The organism is uncultured Clostridium sp. (genome assembly GCF_934754925.1).
GTDB lineage: Bacteria > Bacillota > Clostridia > Clostridiales > Clostridiaceae > Clostridium.
The window spans coordinates 1-16774 of the sequence record NZ_CAKVJA010000035.1; the positions used below are offsets into that span (position 1 = coordinate 1).

General features: G+C 29.4%; 14 protein-coding genes and 2 pseudogenes. 11 read left to right on the forward strand and 5 right to left on the reverse strand.

Annotated features, from left to right (window positions below; genetic code table 11):
* The first annotated feature begins 155 nt into the window (after positions 1–155).
* Complete coding sequence (fba, locus tag Q0G30_RS10640) at positions 156–1019, forward strand: class II fructose-1,6-bisphosphate aldolase (protein ID WP_294389609.1); 864 nt, start codon at positions 156–158, stop codon at positions 1017–1019.
* Positions 1020–1062: 43 nt separating this feature from the next.
* Here the strand turns inward: fba and Q0G30_RS10645 are convergent, their stop codons facing one another.
* The 4 genes from Q0G30_RS10645 to Q0G30_RS10660 all read right to left on the reverse strand — a co-directional run bounded on the left by Q0G30_RS10645 (position 1063) and on the right by Q0G30_RS10660 (position 5286).
* Complete coding sequence (locus Q0G30_RS10645; protein WP_294389612.1) at positions 1063–1890, reverse strand: hydroxyethylthiazole kinase; 828 nt, start codon at positions 1888–1890, stop codon at positions 1063–1065.
* An 86-nt stretch (positions 1891–1976) separates the two neighbouring features.
* On the reverse strand, positions 1977–2855 hold the full coding sequence (gene sdaAA, locus Q0G30_RS10650) for an L-serine ammonia-lyase, iron-sulfur-dependent, subunit alpha (protein ID WP_294389620.1): 879 nt from the start codon (positions 2853–2855) through the stop codon (positions 1977–1979).
* A gap of 1 nt (position 2856) precedes the next feature.
* Positions 2857–3534, reverse strand: coding sequence for an L-serine ammonia-lyase, iron-sulfur-dependent subunit beta (gene sdaAB / locus Q0G30_RS10655; protein WP_294389624.1), 678 nt, complete (start codon positions 3532–3534; stop codon positions 2857–2859).
* Between the two features lie 255 nt (positions 3535–3789).
* On the reverse strand, positions 3790–5286 hold the full coding sequence (locus Q0G30_RS10660; RefSeq protein WP_294389627.1) for a nucleoside kinase: 1497 nt from the start codon (positions 5284–5286) through the stop codon (positions 3790–3792).
* Positions 5287–5723: 437 nt separating this feature from the next.
* On the opposite strand from Q0G30_RS10660, the pseudogene Q0G30_RS10665 reads away from it, so the two are divergent.
* From Q0G30_RS10665 to argF, 10 genes and pseudogenes are all read left to right on the forward strand, one after another.
* Positions 5724–6155: pseudogene (locus Q0G30_RS10665) on the forward strand (YetF domain-containing protein); the annotation flags it as partial.
* A 210-nt stretch (positions 6156–6365) separates the two neighbouring features.
* Positions 6366–6599: pseudogene (locus tag Q0G30_RS14425) on the forward strand (YetF domain-containing protein); the annotation flags it as partial.
* Positions 6596–6976, forward strand: a complete 381-nt coding sequence (locus Q0G30_RS10670) for a DUF4363 family protein (protein ID WP_195468328.1) — start codon at positions 6596–6598, stop codon at positions 6974–6976. The pseudogene Q0G30_RS14425 and the gene Q0G30_RS10670, both read left to right, overlap by 4 nt.
* Positions 6977–7349: 373 nt before the next feature.
* Entirely contained in the window at positions 7350–8573 is a 1224-nt protein-coding gene (locus Q0G30_RS10675; RefSeq protein ID WP_294389630.1) for an argininosuccinate synthase, read from the forward strand.
* Between the two features lies 1 nt (position 8574).
* Positions 8575–9975, forward strand: a complete 1401-nt coding sequence (argH, locus tag Q0G30_RS10680) for an argininosuccinate lyase (protein WP_294389633.1) — start codon at positions 8575–8577, stop codon at positions 9973–9975.
* Complete coding sequence (gene argC, locus Q0G30_RS10685; protein ID WP_294389635.1) at positions 9963–10997, forward strand: N-acetyl-gamma-glutamyl-phosphate reductase; 1035 nt, start codon at positions 9963–9965, stop codon at positions 10995–10997. The genes argH and argC overlap by 13 nt, the downstream gene beginning before the upstream one ends.
* Positions 10998–11015: 18 nt before the next feature.
* Positions 11016–12245 carry a bifunctional ornithine acetyltransferase/N-acetylglutamate synthase gene (gene argJ / locus Q0G30_RS10690; RefSeq protein WP_294389638.1) on the forward strand — a complete coding sequence of 410 codons (1230 nt, stop codon included), beginning with the start codon at positions 11016–11018 and terminating at the stop codon, positions 12243–12245.
* 81 nt (positions 12246–12326) lie between these two features.
* Positions 12327–13181: an acetylglutamate kinase gene (gene argB / locus Q0G30_RS10695; RefSeq protein ID WP_294389641.1), complete on the forward strand. Its 855-nt coding sequence runs from the start codon at positions 12327–12329 to the stop codon at positions 13179–13181.
* 22 nt (positions 13182–13203) lie between these two features.
* Entirely contained in the window at positions 13204–14382 is a 1179-nt protein-coding gene (locus tag Q0G30_RS10700; RefSeq protein WP_294389644.1) for an aspartate aminotransferase family protein, read from the forward strand.
* Positions 14383–14403: 21 nt separating this feature from the next.
* Positions 14404–15327, forward strand: a complete 924-nt coding sequence (gene argF, locus Q0G30_RS10705) for an ornithine carbamoyltransferase (RefSeq protein WP_294389649.1) — start codon at positions 14404–14406, stop codon at positions 15325–15327.
* 204 nt (positions 15328–15531) lie between these two features.
* On the opposite strand, the gene Q0G30_RS10710 is transcribed toward argF, so the two are convergent.
* Positions 15532–16770 carry a glycoside hydrolase family 32 protein gene (locus Q0G30_RS10710; protein WP_294389652.1) on the reverse strand — a complete coding sequence of 413 codons (1239 nt, stop codon included), beginning with the start codon at positions 16768–16770 and terminating at the stop codon, positions 15532–15534.
* Positions 16771–16774 lie beyond the last annotated feature (4 nt).

Sequence of the window (16774 nt, forward strand, 5' to 3'; positions counted from 1 at the left end):
AAGTTAATTTACTTATTTTTTTGTTTTCATTCTTATTATTTTAAGGTATAATAACCAATGGAGAATAAATTGATATACATAATTGTTAATTTTATAACATTAAGTAAAACTTAATGAATTCTCTATAATATTTTAAAATGTACGGAGGTATTGCCATGTTAGTTTCAGCTAAAGAAATGTTAAACAAAGCAAGAGAAGGAAAATACGCTGTTGGTCAATTCAACATCAACAACTTAGAATGGACTAAAGCTATTTTATTAACTGCACAAGAAAATAACTCACCAGTAATCTTAGGAGTATCTGAAGGTGCTGGAAAATATATGTGCGGATACAAAACTATCGTAGGAATGGTTAACGGTATGTTAGAAGAATTAAACATAACTGTACCAGTTGCTCTACACTTAGACCACGGTAGCTATGAAGGATGCTACAAAGCTATGGAAGCTGGATTCTCATCAGTTATGTTTGATGGATCTCACTATCCAATCGCTGAAAACATCGAAAAAACTACTGAATTAGTTAAAGTTACTTCTGAAAAAGGATTATCTTTAGAAGCAGAAGTTGGATCAATCGGTGGAGAAGAAGACGGAGTTGTTGGTAAAGGTGAAGTTGCTGATGCTCAAGAATGTAAATCAATAGCTGATTTAGGAGTTACTATGTTAGCTGCTGGTATCGGAAACATTCACGGAAAATACCCATCAAACTGGCAAGGACTTGCTTTTGATGCTTTAGAAGAAATCAATAACGCTTGTGGAAACATGCCATTAGTATTACACGGTGGTACTGGAATTCCAGAAGAAATGATCAAGAAAGCTATATCTTTAGGAGTTTCTAAGATCAACGTTAATACTGAATGTCAATTAGCATTCCAAGAAGCTACAAGAGCTTACATTGAAGCTGGAAAAGATAAAGAAGGAAAAGGATTTGACCCAAGAAAATTATTAAATCCTGGATTCGAAGCTATCAAAGCTACAGTTAAAGAAAAAATGGAATTATTCGGATCAATCAACAAAGCTTAATTCCTTTAAATATAAAAAGAGCACATTTGTGCTCTTTTTATATTTAGCCTCTTTTAAAGGAATAATATATATCTCCATATGATTTTATTTTATCTATATCAATTTTATATATTTCATTCAATATATAGGCTTCTATATCCTTACTTTTTATACTTTTGCTAATTTTAAGATTATTTATAGCTCTTTGTTCTCCAATATAAAAAGCTATTGTTGCAATTAATATAGCCTGAACTATTTCACTTTTATTTTTGCATACTCCAATACTAACAGCTATCATTCCTGTATATATATCATCTAATATATCTTTATCATATAAATAATTAATATTATTTTTTATAATAAATTCGCTGTATCCATCAGTTATATAATAATTATCACTTTTTATAATTATTATACTATTATTCTTCTTTGAAAAATTTCTAAATTTGAATTTGTCATTCTCATGATTTTTACTATTATCTTCATCACTCTCTTGAAATTTTATCAAAGTTTCTACTTCGCTCTTTGTTCCTTTAATAACATTAATATTATATCTATTTAGAATACTTAATGCCAAATTTCTTTTGTTAATTATCGAATCTATTCCATTGGCTTCTAATAATACTATCTCTCTCTTATTCATGGATATTAAAGATTTTTCTATATCTAATACACCTTCTGAATTTATTTCATCCAAAAAAATCAGTAATGTATTTATTAAATCAAGCTCTTTATACTGCTTGCTATCTTTATAACTTAATCTACCATTATAATGATTAATTGTAGTTTCTAAAATTCTCAATCTTTCATTATTAGCACAACAATAAATAAGAGGTAGCATACTCTTTTGCAAGTCTAATATATATTTTATAGACTCTCCATTAAGCCTCATAGCACTTCCTCACTTTATTATCTATAGTGCAACCCTTGCCTACCAATATAATATTCGACAAAATCTACAATGTGAGCAATATTTTTCTATTCTTCTCCAAAGACCTTCTTACGTAATTGAAGTCCCGCTTTTGTTACAGCTACTCCCCCCATGGCTGTTTCTCTAAGTGCTGATGGAAGACTCTTTCCCACCTTATACATAGCTGATACAGTATCATCAAATGGTATTTTGCTACCTACCCCAGCCATAACCATATCCGCTGTACAAAGTGCACTTATAGCTCCCGCTGCATTTCTCTTTGCACATGGGATTTCAACTAATCCTGCTACTGGGTCACAAACAAGACCAAGTACATTTTTAATAACTATAGCAGCTGCATCTAAACTCATTTTAGGAGTTCCACCCATCATTTCAACAACTGCTGCCGATCCCATAGCTGCTGCTGAACCACATTCTGCTTGACATCCACCTTCTGCTCCTGAAAGTGTAGCATTCATTCCAATTATCATACCTACTGCTGCTGAAGCAAATAATCCATCTATAAGTTCTTCATCTGTTTTTCCTAACTTCTCACCTGCTGATAAAATTACAGCCGGTAATATCCCACAAGATCCTGCTGTTGGACATGCTACTATTCTTCCCATTCCAGCATTAACTTCTGATGATGATAATGCCATGGCCATAGCTTTTACTGTTACATCTCCAGTTAAAGTATCTCCTTTTTCTAAATACTTTTGAATTTTATATCCATCTCCACCAATAAGACCACTTAATGAATATACTTCCTTCTCTCTACCTTCAGTAGCTCCATCTTTCATTACCTTTAAATTCTTAGCCATCTTTTCGTATACTTCTTCTCTAGATAGCCCCTTATCTTCCATTTCAACTCTTATTGCATATTCACTTAATGATATATTTTCTTCCTCACATATTCTTAATAACTCTTCACCTGATCTTGCTAACATACTATTCACCGTCCTTAATTGGATTAATCATTATTACTTTATTTATACCTTCAATAGCTTTAACATTACCTATTATTTCTGATGTCACCTCATGATCAACCTCAAATACCATTGTCGCATCTCTACCCTTTTGATTCCTAAATACTTTCATAAAGGCAATATTTATATCATTATCATAAAGTATTGATGCTACTTTAGATAATACACCTGGAACATCTCTATTTGAAACAATAATAGTAGGATAAGCTCCAGTGAAATTAACTGAATTTCCATTAACAGAAGTAACCTCTATACTTCCTCCTCCAATAGATGAACCTATAAGCTCATATATACCTTCTCTTCCCTTTATAACAAATTTAACAGTATTAGGATGAACATCACCTAAATCTGCTTCTCTGAACCTTATTTTTAATCCCATTTCTCTAGCTATATCTAAAGAATTTCTAAGTCTTAAATCACTTGGCTCCATCCCTAATATTCCAGCCACTAAAGCTCTATCTGTTCCATGACCTTTATATGTTTTAGCAAATGATCCATGTAAATAAAATGTTACATCCTCTATATCAGCACCAGCTACAGCTCTTGCAACTTTTCCAAGTCTTGCAGCTCCTGCTGTATGAGATGATGATGGCCCAACCATTATAGGTCCTAATATGTCAAAAACTCCTACACTTTTCATTATGTAACCTCCAAATTTCTTATGTTAAATAACTAAACTATTCATTAAGCTTAATTTTTCTCTATCAGTAGTTTTTAATATAAAAAATATAGTTTTCTACTCATTTCTCTAGAATTTAATAATTGATTGAGTAAAGTTAGTGCTGAAAATTTTTACTATTTCAGTTATAACAAGTTTAAAAACTTTAGCAAACTTTACAGAATCAATTATATAAATTCTAATTTAAAATTTCATAGTTCTCTTAAAATAAATATTTTAGTATTTATAAAAAATGCTTCCTCCAATAAATTCTCTTAAAATTGAATTTTGTGGAACTATATCTTTATCAATTTCTCTAAAAAAGTTTAATAATCCCTTTAATCTTTTAGCTTCATCATAAACTACACTATCTTCTTTAATTTTATCAAGCTCTTGAAGTGCATATTTCTTTAATACACATAGTTCATAAACTAAAGTAGAATTAAACATTACATCTGCTTCTTCTTGATAAACAAAAATATTTTTTTGCTCGCCTCTCTTTATTTTATGCCACATTTTCAAAGTATCTTCGGCACCATGACCTCTTGATAATTGGTCTCTTACAATTCTCCTAACCTTTCTTACATCTGTAGTAGTTATTCTATTATGATTATCTAAATTTAATTGAGTTAACGCTGAAATATATATTCTAAACTTATACTTTTCGTCAATATGAGAAGTTAATATAGGATTTAATCCATGAATTCCTTCTACTATAATAACTCCATTTGTAGGCAATTTAACTTTTTTACCTACCCATTCTCTCTCTCCTTTTATAAAGTTGAATTCTGGTATTTCAACTTCTTCACCTTGTAATATTAAATTTAAATGCTTATTAAATAATTCTATATCTACTGAGCCAATAGTTTCAAAATCATATTCTCCATTTTCATCTATTGGTGTTTTGTCTCTATTTACAAAATAATCATCTAAAGATATTGGTACTGGTGTAATACCATTAACTCTTAACTGAATTCCTAATCTATTAGCAAATGTTGTTTTTCCCGAAGAACTTGGCCCTGCTATTAATATTAATTTAACTTCATTCCTTAAATTAATTTTATCTGCTATTTCAGCAATTTTCTTTTCATGTAAAGCTTCAGAAATCATTACTAAATTAATTAATTCGCCTTTATCAATCTTATTATTAAGTGCTCCAACATTTCCAACATCTAAAATATCTAACCATTTTTCAGTTTCTCTAAATATTTTACTCATTTTTCTTTGCTCTACAAATTCTGTTAGTGTAAAATTTTTATAATCATTTGGTCTTCTTAATATAAATCCATTTTCATAATAAATTAAATCAAAGGCTTTTATATCACTTGTTCTTTTAGTCATATGCCCATAAAAATAATCGTATCTTCCATCTAATTCATATAAATTAACCGTTTTAAAATCTACTTGCTCTAATAAAAGTACCTTATCATCCATATTATAAGATTTAAAAATATTAATAGCATATTCCTTTGATACCTTAATTTTATTAATAGGTAAATCCTTATCTATTAATTCTTGCATTTTTGCTTTTATATCTTCGATATCCTTTTCATTAAGATCTCTATTTTTAAATACTTCACCAAATATCCCCTTACCAACACTATGTTGAATTGTTATTTTAGCATCAGGAAACAAATCCAATGTAGCTTTAATAAAGATAAATTGTAGTGTTCTAGTATAATCGTTCTCAATGGATTCATTTTTATTGTTTACTAAATTAAAATTTTCTTTCATCCTTACTCCACCCTTCTAAACCCTTATAATACCATTGCTTAATTTAAAAATCATATTATAAAAATTAGTGCGAAATTTTGTTTCATTATAAGTTTTTTTTAATTAATTCTTTATACTCTTATTATATACTGTTCTAAAAATTATTCTATTATTTTATCGTAAAATTTGACCTTTTATTATTATTTTCAAAGGAAACTCGACTCCCTTCAATTGCTGAGTACACTAAAGTGTACCTTCAACTTGCCAAATTTAAATTTGGAGTTTCAGGCAACTTCGAATAACCAAATATAAAATTTAGACTAATATTATTCTTTCAAAGGAAACTCCTTCTCCTAACGTCGAATGAGTAACTTCGAGTAACCAAATATAAAATTTAGACTCTCAGTTAGAATAAAAGTATTTTTTATACAAATACTTTTATTAGAGGTGATTTAATTATGTTTATTGTTCTAATAAGAACTATTTTTTTATATTTCCTAGTGATACTTGTAATGAGATTAATGGGTAAGAGACAAATTGGAGAATTACAACCATATGAATTTGTTATAACAATAATGATATCTGACTTAGCAGCTCTTCCAATGCAAGATACTAGACTGCCTTTAATTCTTGGTATTATTCCAATTATTACTTTATTGTTTATTAAAACAATACTAACTCAATTACAACTTAAAAGTCAGTTTACTAGAAAAATATTAGAAGGTGAACCTTGTATTCTAGTTTGTAAAGGTAAAATAAACTACCAAGCTCTAAAAAGACAACAAATTAATTTAGATGAACTTATGGAAGAACTTAGGCTTGCGGGCTATTTTGATTTAAATGAAATTCAATATGCTATTTTAGAAAATAATGGTCAACTATCATTTTTAACCTCTCAAAGTAGTAGTGGTGGTTCTTGTAATACTTCTTGTGACTCTAGTACACAACCTTTATCATCAGGAAGCCCAAATTCACCATCTTCTCAAAGTAACTCTAGTTGTAGTCAAAATACTAATAGTAATGCTTCTGGAAGCGAAAGTTCTTCTAAAAATAATAAAAAAAGTAACTCTGCTAGCTCTACTTCTTCTAATAGTTCTGACAATAATAATTCTACTAAACCACCTAAACTACCTATAATTTATGTATTAGATGGTCACGTTAATAAAAACGCCCTTACTACTAGCGGTAAAAATAAAAATTGGATTGAACATGAATTAAAAAAATATCATATTGATTCAATTAAAGATGTTTTAATTGCCATGATTGATACTCAAGGAGAATTTTTTTATCAATTATATGATAAAAACGAAAAAGACAAAGGAGCTAAAAAATGAAAAACTCATTATTTTCTATTTTTCTATTTGTATTATTATTAGGCTTTCTAACTTATACCGATATAAGCTTTAAAAATCTTTGCTCTGACGTTATAGAAATGTGTGATGAAATGGAAGAAAGCTTAAATTATTCTACTAAAGAAGAAAATTTTGAAAATGCTATGGAAATTTTTAATCTAATTCAAGATAAAGGTAAGATTGCTGCCATCTATATAAATCATGTAGATTATGACGTAATGTTAAATGAAGCTTTAAAATTAACTGTATATATTGAAAAAGATGATTCTAGCGAAGCTGAAGCCTCTCTTCATTTATTAAAATATAGTACTGAACACATGAAAGAACTCCAAGTTCCCAAAATGGAAAACATTTTTTAAAACAGTAAGCAAAAGATATAATTTCTTTTGCTTACATTTTTACATTCTCAATTATATTTATGCATAAATCACTTTATTTTTGCATAAACATTTTTATCTATTTGCTTAGCACACTCATTCGCCTTGCCTTATATACTAAACATTGTTATTTTATACAAATTTTAAATTAACTATTGAATATTTATACATAGTTTTGTATAATTATAAACATAAAGTAATTATACCAAATTATAGAAATAATAGGTAGTCAGTAGCGTTACGTTATACATTATAAGTTTAGAGGCAAATTTGAAATAAACTTGTCTCTGAGTTTTTACTAAACTAATAATTTCACCCTACTAACTCCTAACTAATTTAAAGGGGGCTTTTATATATGAAAAAATTTAATAAAGTAGTCTTAGCTTATTCAGGAGGTTTAGATACATCAATTATAATTTCATGGCTTAAAGAAACTTATGGTTGCGAAGTTATCGCAGTAGTTGGTAACGTTGGACAAACTGATGAGCTAGAAGGATTAGAGGAAAAGGCATTAAAAACTGGTGCATCAAAAATTTATATTGAAGATTTAACAAAGGAATTTGTTTACGATTATATCTTCCCTACACTTCAAGCTGGAGCTGTATACGAAGGTAAATATCTATTAGGAACTTCTTTTGCTAGACCTTTAATAGGAAAAAGACTTGTAGAAATTGCAAAAAAAGAAGGGGCTGATGCAATTTGTCATGGTTGTACTGGTAAAGGAAATGACCAAGTTCGTTTTGAACTTGCAGTTAAAAACTTTGCACCTGAAATGCCAATTATAGCACCTTGGAGAATTTGGGATATTAAATCACGTGAAGAAGAAATTCAATATGCCTTAGATAGAGAAATCCCAATAAAAATCACTTATGAAACTAACTATAGTAAAGATAAAAACTTATGGCACTTAAGTCATGAAGGCTTAGACTTAGAATTTCCTGAAAATGAACCTAAATACGATAAAATATTAGAACTTTGTAACACCTTAGAAAATGCACCTAACGAAGCAACTTATATTACTTTAACTTTTGAAAAAGGTATACCAGTTGCTCTTAACGGCGAAAAAATGGATGGTGTGAAATTAATTGAAAAATTAAATAAAATTGGTGGAGAAAATGCTATTGGCATTATGGATATGGTAGAAAATAGACTTGTTGGTATGAAATCAAGAGGTGTCTATGAAACTCCAGGTGGAACTATTCTCTATAAAGCTCATGCTGATTTAGAAGAAATTTGCTTAGATAAGGCAACTCATCATTTTAAACAATCAATTTCATTAAAATTTGCTGATTTAGTTTATAATGGCGAATGGTTCACTCCACTTAGAGAAAGCCTTTCAGCTTTTGTTGATAAAACTCAAGAAACTGTTACTGGCGAAGTTAAGCTTAAACTATATAAAGGCAATATTATTAATGCCGGAATGACATCTCCTTATTCATTATACAGTGAAGAATATGCTACTTTCGGTGAAGATGGTGTATATAATCAAAAGGATTCTGAAGGATTTATTAATCTTTATGGTTTACCAACTGTGGTAAATGCAAAGATGAAAGATTCTTTAAAGAAACAGGAGAAATAAAATGAAACTTTGGGGTGGAAGATTTACTGAGGGAGTTAATGAGTTAGTTAATACCTTTAACTCCTCAATTTCAATTGATTCAAGAATGTATAAGGAAGATATCGAAGGAAGCCTTGCTCACGTTAAAATGCTTGGAAAGCAAGGAATTATCCCATCAGAGGATAGCAAAAAAATAGTTGATGGTTTAAAAGAAATATTAATAAGAATTAACAATGGAACTATAGAAATAGATAAAGATTCTGAAGATATTCACAGCTTTATTGAAAGTATATTAACCTACTATATTGGTGATGAAGGCAAAAAGCTTCATACTGGTAGAAGTAGAAATGATCAAGTTACTTTAGATACTAAACTTTACTTAAAGAAATATATTAAAATTTTAATAAATGAGATACTAAATCTTCATGAAACCTTACTTAAAAAGGCTAATGAAAATATTAATACTATTATGCCAGGATATACTCATATGCAAAAAGCTCAACCAATTACCTTTGCACATCACATCTTAGCATATTGTGAAATGTTTAAAAGAGATATAGGTAGACTTTTTGATGCCTATAAAAGACTTGATGAAATGCCACTTGGAAGTGGTGCCTTAGCTACATCTACATACCCTATTGATAGAGAGTTTGTAGCTTCTGAGCTTGGTTTTTCTAAAATAACACTTAATAGCTTAGATTCTGTTTCAGATAGAGACTATGCTATAGAAACCTTATCTGCATTATCATTAATAATGATGCATTTATCAAGATTTTCAGAGGAAATTATCCTATGGTGTACTGGTGAGTTTAACTTTATCGAACTTGATGATAGTTACAGTACAGGAAGTAGTATAATGCCTCAAAAGAAAAACCCTGATGTAGCAGAATTAGTTAGAGGTAAAACGGGAAGAGTTTATGGTGATTTAATGACTTTACTTACTGTTATGAAAGGTATTCCTCTAGCTTACAATAAAGACATGCAAGAAGATAAAGAAGCTTTATTTGATGGTTTAGATACTGCTCTTCTTTCACTTCAAACCTTTAATGGAATGATTAAAACTATGAAAGTAAAAAAAGCTAATATGAAAAAATCTGCATCTGGTGGATTTACAAATGCTACTGATGTTGCTGATTATCTTGTTAAAAAAGGTATGGCATTTAGAAATGCTCATGAAGTTGTAGGTAAGATAGTTCTTTATTGTATTGATAAAGATATTGCTATAGATGACTTAAGTATGGAAGAATTTAAAAACTTCTCTCCTATTTTTGAAGAAGATATATATAAGGCAATAGATTTATTAACTTGTGTTGAAGAAAGAAGTGTCATTGGGGGACCTAGCTCTTCATCAGTTAAAATGCAAATAGAAATTTTAGAAAAATTTATAAAAGAAAATAAGGAGAATTTATCATGTTTAAAGTAGGTATTATTGGGGCAACAGGATACGTTGGAGTTGAATTGTTAAGACTTTTACTTAATCATGATAGTGTTACAGTTACTGCTATCTCCTCCTCTACTTTTAAAGATGAGGAGATAAGCTCTGTATATAAAAGTTTTTTCAATAAAACAACACTAGTTTGTAAAGATAAAAGTGATGTTATTGATAAATGTGATGTTATATTTACTGCTCTTCCTCATGGTTTAAGTGAAGAAATAGCAGCTGAAGCAATAAGTAAAAATAAAAAGATAATAGATCTTGGGGCTGATTTTAGATTAGAATGTGAAGATTCTTATGAAGAATGGTATGGAAAAAAGTTTACATGTAAAGACATTCATAAGAATAGAATATATGGACTACCAGAGTTTAATGGTTCTAAAGTTAAAGAATTTAATATAGTTGCTAATCCTGGATGTTATCCAACAAGTATTTCACTTGGACTTATGCCACTATTAAAGAATAATCTAATTAATACTAAAAATATAATTTGTGACTCAAAGTCAGGAATTACTGGCGCTGGAAGAGGACTTTCCTTAAAAACTCATTTTGCAGAAGCTAATGAAAATTTTGCTGCATACAGTATTGGTAGTCACAGACATACACCTGAAATTGAACAAACCCTATCATATATGGCAAATGAAAATGTAGAAGTAACATTTACTCCTCACCTATTGCCTGTAAATAGAGGAATACTTTCTACAATTTATTGCGAATCTAAAGCGCAACTTACCTTAGAAGAAATTCACGAAATATATGAAAAACAATATGAAAATGAAGAGTTTGTCCACATACTACCACTAGGCCAAACTGCTGAAATAAAGCACGTTAAATATACAAATAATTGTCATATTTCTATTCATCAAAATTATAGAAAAAATAAAATAATAATTATTAGCGTTATAGATAATATGGTTAAAGGAGCTGCAGGGCAAGCTATTCAAAACATGAACCTTTTACTTGGATTACCTGAAAATACTGGTCTTAAGCTAATAGCTCCTAGCTTTTAAATAAAGGATGTGTAATTTATGATTAAAATAGATGAAAACTTAACAGTGATCTCTCCTATTGGATTTAAAGCATCAGGAATTCATTGTGGATTAAAAAAAAGCTTATTAAAAAAGGATTTAGCTTTAATATATTCTGATGTTATAGCTAATTCTTGTGGTGTTTATACGAAAAATAAAGTAAAAGGTGCTCCACTTACAGTAACTAAGAAACATTTAATTAATAAAAAAGCTCAAGCAATAATTATTAATAGTGGAAATGCCAATACTTGTAATGGTGATGATGGTCTATCAAAAGCAAATACAATGACACAACTTTGTGCTAAAGCATTAAATATTAAAAATGATGATGTTCTTGTTGCTTCAACTGGAGTAATAGGTGTTCCTCTTAATATAGATGCAATAAAAGATGGAATTCCTAAATTAGTAGGTAATTTATCTAGTGATATTGAAGGTGCCAAAAATGCCTCTATGGCTATTATGACTACTGACACAATTGAAAAACAAGCTGGAATTCAATTTGAAATTGGTGGTAAAAAAATTACACTTGCTGCTATGGCTAAAGGTTCTGGTATGATTCATCCAAATATGGCTACAATGCTTTCTTTTATAACTACTGATATTTCAATCTCTCCATCATTATTAAAAGAAGCATTAAAAGAAAGTGTTAATATTTCTTATAATAGAATAAGTGTTGATGGTGATTCTAGTACTAACGATATGGTTTTAATAATGGCAAATGGCCTTGCCTCAAATGAAACAATAACTGAAAAAAATAATGATTATAATTTATTTTTAGATGCATTAACTGCTTTAAATATTCATATATCTAAAAAGATTGCAAAGGACGGTGAAGGAGCCACCAAACTTATCGAATGTACTGTAAAAAATGCTAATTCTATTAAAGATGCTGAAACTCTTTCAAAAAGTGTAGTTACTTCAAGCCTTGTTAAAGCTGCAATATTTGGTAGTGATGCTAACTGGGGAAGAATCCTTTGTGCATTAGGCTATTCTGATATTGACTTTGATCCTGAAAAAGTTGATGTTTCTTTTGCAAGTACAGCCGGTGAAATTCTCGTTTGCCAAAATGGTGCTTCTGTAAACTTTGATGAATCTAAAGCAAAGGAAATTTTGTTACAAGATGAAATTAAAATTTTAATAGATATGAAATTAGCTTCATCAGAAGCTACAACATGGGGCTGTGATTTAACCTATGATTACGTAAAAATAAATGGTGATTACCGCAGTTAACAATATATGGGTGGACCTCCGGGGTTAATCCATATATTGGATTAACCCCGGAGGTCCACCCATTTTTTGGAGGTGTAACAATTGAACTATGCTCAACATGCAAATATATTAATTCAAGCATTACCTTATATCCAGGAATATTACGGTAAAACTATCGTAATTAAATATGGTGGAAATGCTATGATTAATGATGAATTAACTAAAACAGTAATAAATGATATTATCCTTATGAAATGTATTGGAATTAATCCAATAATAGTTCATGGTGGTGGTCCTGATATTAGTAATACTTTAAATGAAATGAATCATGAAAGTAAATTTATAAATGGATTAAGATACACTGATGAAACTACAATAATAGTTGCTCAAATGGTATTAGCAGGAAAAGTAAATAAGGATTTAGTTAAACTTATTGAAAAGAATGGAGGTAAAGCTATTGGCTTATCTGGAATTGATGGTTCATTAATAAAAGCTAAAAAACTTGCTAATGGTACTGATTTAGGATTTGTAGGTGAAATAACTTCTGTAAATACAGAGCTTCTAAACTTAGCAATGAACTCTGGATATATTCCTATAGTCTCTTCTATTGCAATAGGCGAAAATGATACTAATAGCTATAACATAAATGCTGATACCTGTGCTTCAAAAATTGCATCTGCTTTAAAAGCTGAAAAACTAATTCTTTTAACCGATGTACCTGGTGTAATGACAGATCCAAATGACCCTTCTACTTTAATTTCAACTTTAAGGTTACATCAAATTCCAAAACTAACTGTAGATAAAATAATTAGAGGTGGCATGATTCCTAAAATAAACTGCTGTGTTGAATCTGTAAGAATGGGAGTTAAAAAAGCTCACATAATTGATGGCAGAATTAGGCACTCTATCTTACTTGAATTATTATCTGAAAAAGGAATCGGAACAGAAATTTATTAACTAATTAAATGGGGTGTTTAAAATGACTTTATTTGAACAAGAAAGTAAATATTTAATGAATACTTATGCTACCTTACCCATCGAAATATCATATGGTCAGGGTTCTTATTTATTTGATAAAAACAATAATAAATATATAGATTTTACTAGTGGAATTGGAGTTAATTCTTTAGGTTATAACAATGCTGATTGGAAAAACTCAATAATATCTCAACTAAACAAATTCCAACACTTATCTAATATTTTCACTAATGATTCTACTGTATCACTTGCAAAAAAGCTTTGTGAATTATCCGGAATGGATAAAGTTTTTTTTGCTAATTCTGGTGCCGAAGCAAATGAATGTGCTATTAAACTTGCTAGAAAGTATAGCTTTAATAAATATGGTGAAGGTAGAGGTACTATTCTTTCACTAAAGCAATCTTTCCACGGTAGAACCTTAGCTACATTAACTGCAACTGGACAAGATAAATTTCATAATTACTTCTTTCCATTCCCTGCAGGATTTAATTATGTAACTGCTAATTCTATTGATGATCTAAAAGAAAAACTTACTTCTGATGTTTGTGCAATAATTATGGAAGCTATTCAAGGTGAAGGGGGTGTTCATCCACTAGATAAAGATTTTGTTTTAGCTGCTTGTAAATTAGCTAAAGAAAAAGATGTATTAATAATTTTTGATGAAGTTCAATGCGGAATAGCTAGAACAGGAAATCTCTTTGGATATAATAGTTTCAATGTTGAACCTGATATAGTGACTTGTGCTAAAGGTCTAGGGGCAGGTCTTCCTATAGGTGCAGTTTTATGTAATAAAAATCTTTCATCAACTTTTAAGCCTGGAGATCATGGCTCAACATTTGGTGGAAATCCAGTTATATGTGCAGGTGCAACTTCAGTATTAAATCAACTTTGTAATAGTAATTCTTATAGCGAAATTATATTCAAAGGTGAACTAATAAAAGAAACTATTTTAAATGAAAATTTAGAAATAGTAAAAGATGTTCGTGGATCAGGTCTAATGCTTGGAATAGAAATAGATGGTGATTCATCTATTGTTCAGAAAAAATCTCTTGAGAATGGCCTACTACTCTTAACAGCTGGCAAAAACGTAGTAAGATTATTACCTCCACTAAACATCCCTGTAGATGATGTTAAAGCTGGTTTAAACATCTTAGTAAAAGTATTAAAAGAATATAAGTAAATTAAAAAGGGGGCCTTATTTATGAATAAAGATTTATTACGTATGGATAATCTTTCAAAAGAAGAAATTTTAGATATATTAAATCTTGCTGATCAATTAAAATATGAACAAAAACATGGCATAGAACATCATTTACTAAAAGGCAAATCTTTAGGAATGATTTTTGAAAAAGCATCAACTCGTACAAGGGTTTCTTTTGAAGTTGGAATGTATCAGCTTGGTGGACATCCTCTATTCTTAAGCTCTAAAGATTTGCAAATAGGTCGTGGAGAACCTATTCAAGATACAGCTAGAGTTTTATCTAGATACTTAGATGGAATTATGATAAGAACATTTTCTCAAAAGGGCATTGAAACCTTAGCTGAATGTTCTTCTATTCCTATAATTAATGGATTAACTGACGATGAACATCCTTGCCAGGTCTTAGCAGATTTAATGACTATAAGAGAAAAAAAGCTTATCCTTGAAGGCTTAAAAGTTGCATATATTGGTGACGGTAATAATATGTGTAACTCTTTAATTATTGGTTGCTTAACTCTAGGTATGAACATAGCAATTGCTAATCCTATTGGATATAAACCACCTAAATATTATATTGAAAAGGGGATTGAATTAGCTAATGAAAATAAAGTTTCTTTCGAAATGACTGAAAATCCAGCTGAAGCTATAAAAAATGCAGATGTAATTATAACGGATGTTTGGGCTAGTATGGGACAAGAAGACGAAGTTAAAAAGCGTCAAGTCGCTTTCAAAGGTTATCAGGTTAATTCAAAAGTGATGAAATTAGCAAATGACGATGCTATAGTTCTTCACTGCCTTCCTGCTCATAGAGAAGAAGAAATTACCGAAGAAATTCTTGAAGCTCATGCTGATATAATATTTGAAGAAGCAGAAAATAGGCTCCATGCACAAAAAGCAGTCCTCGTAAAACTTTTATCTAAATAATTTATACCCAATGATAAAATGAATTATTTCCTTTAATTCTTGGATATAAGTTTATTTAACTGTAGCTCTTTTATATTAAAAACTACTTAAATCAAACGAAAAACTACCCCAGTTAAATTCAACTGAGGTAGTTTTTATATCAAAATAATCTATAGATAATTTAAAATACTATTATAAATACTTATAAATTTTAAATATACTTTACTATTTATTTAATGTTATATTTTCAAATATGACATCATTATCAATTGAAAATATTCCCCATTCTGACCCCTGAACTAAAAACATTCTACTGCTTAAAACAATCTCATCATTTACATAAATAACTACAACACTATCATCAATTATAATAGTAAAATCTAGTGAACTTTTTTCATTAAATTCAAATGGTATATTTGATTGTGGTTGTAAATTTGATATATTATTTATTGATGTATTATAAAATTGAATCTCTTGTTTATCTATATCAAATACAATATTTAAGCTTCCCAAATTATCTTCATCAACATTAAACATAAATCCAAATTTACCACTATCTGAATTTAAATTTATTTTTCCTTTAATCTTACTTATACCATTAATAGCATCAAATTTTGCAAACTCATAATTTTTTCCACTAAATTTATAAGTATTTTTATTTTTATTTATAGTTTTTGTATATTCTATCAACTTAATTTTAGTATCTTTTTTTATTTTTTCTATAACATTATCTATTGGTACCGGATGTAATTCTCCATTTTCATCCTGTTTAAGTTGATGAACAACTAAATTCCCTGCCCAATCATAATTTTCTGAATCACTATACATCACTTTAGTTGGAGTCCATCCAAAGATATATAAATGTTCTAAATCCTTTTCCATTCTACCTGCATAGAATCCATTGCCATCAAAATGATCCTTTTGTGGAATAATAAACTCTCCTTTTGAATCACTCGCAATTCTATAATGAGTTACCCTATCTGGCCATTGATCTGAAAAAGACAAATACCAATATTCTCCATACTTAATTAATGTTGGACATTCTAGATTGGAATCTGTCCCCATATCATTTTTAAATAATATACCTTGATCTTTCCATACTCTTAAATCATCTGAAGTGTATAATGCTATTACCCCACTATTATTTTTTCTTGTAGTTATTAACATCCAATATTCATTATAGTCTTCATTATAAATTACATAAGGATCTCTAAAATCATCACCACTATATTGTTCGTCTGCAAAAAATGTATCTTCGGATATCTTTGTCCACTCTTTCATATCCATGCTTGTAGCATGCATAATGGCTTCTTTAGGCATCTTCTTAGGATTATGACCTGTATAAAATGCATGAAATACACCATTATTATCCTTTATAACTGAACCAGTTCCCAATGCCAAATCTTGATCTTGAGTATTTTTAGAATATGGTATTACTTGTCCTTCATTAAGTACTTTATTCATATTT

Excerpts from the sequence above, each read along its gene's own strand:
- sdaAB (WP_294389624.1), bottom strand. The coding sequence starts at position 3,534 with ATGAAAAGTGTAGGAGTTTTTGACATATTAGGACCTATAATGGTTGGG.
- Q0G30_RS10670 (WP_195468328.1), top strand. The coding sequence starts at position 6,596 with ATGAAAAACTCATTATTTTCTATTTTTCTATTTGTATTATTATTAGGC.
- argH (WP_294389633.1), top strand. The coding sequence starts at position 8,575 with ATGAAACTTTGGGGTGGAAGATTTACTGAGGGAGTTAATGAGTTAGTT.
- argF (WP_294389649.1), top strand. The coding sequence starts at position 14,404 with ATGAATAAAGATTTATTACGTATGGATAATCTTTCAAAAGAAGAAATT.
- argC (WP_294389635.1), top strand. The coding sequence starts at position 9,963 with ATGTTTAAAGTAGGTATTATTGGGGCAACAGGATACGTTGGAGTTGAA.
- Q0G30_RS10645 (WP_294389612.1), bottom strand. The coding sequence starts at position 1,890 with ATGAGGCTTAATGGAGAGTCTATAAAATATATATTAGACTTGCAAAAG.
- argJ (WP_294389638.1), top strand. The coding sequence starts at position 11,016 with ATGATTAAAATAGATGAAAACTTAACAGTGATCTCTCCTATTGGATTT.
- fba (WP_294389609.1), top strand. The coding sequence starts at position 156 with ATGTTAGTTTCAGCTAAAGAAATGTTAAACAAAGCAAGAGAAGGAAAA.
- Q0G30_RS10710 (WP_294389652.1), bottom strand. The coding sequence starts at position 16,770 with ATGAATAAAGTACTTAATGAAGGACAAGTAATACCATATTCTAAAAAT.
- Q0G30_RS10660 (WP_294389627.1), bottom strand. The coding sequence starts at position 5,286 with ATGAAAGAAAATTTTAATTTAGTAAACAATAAAAATGAATCCATTGAG.
- sdaAA (WP_294389620.1), bottom strand. The coding sequence starts at position 2,855 with ATGTTAGCAAGATCAGGTGAAGAGTTATTAAGAATATGTGAGGAAGAA.
- Q0G30_RS10700 (WP_294389644.1), top strand. The coding sequence starts at position 13,204 with ATGACTTTATTTGAACAAGAAAGTAAATATTTAATGAATACTTATGCT.
- Q0G30_RS10675 (WP_294389630.1), top strand. The coding sequence starts at position 7,350 with ATGAAAAAATTTAATAAAGTAGTCTTAGCTTATTCAGGAGGTTTAGAT.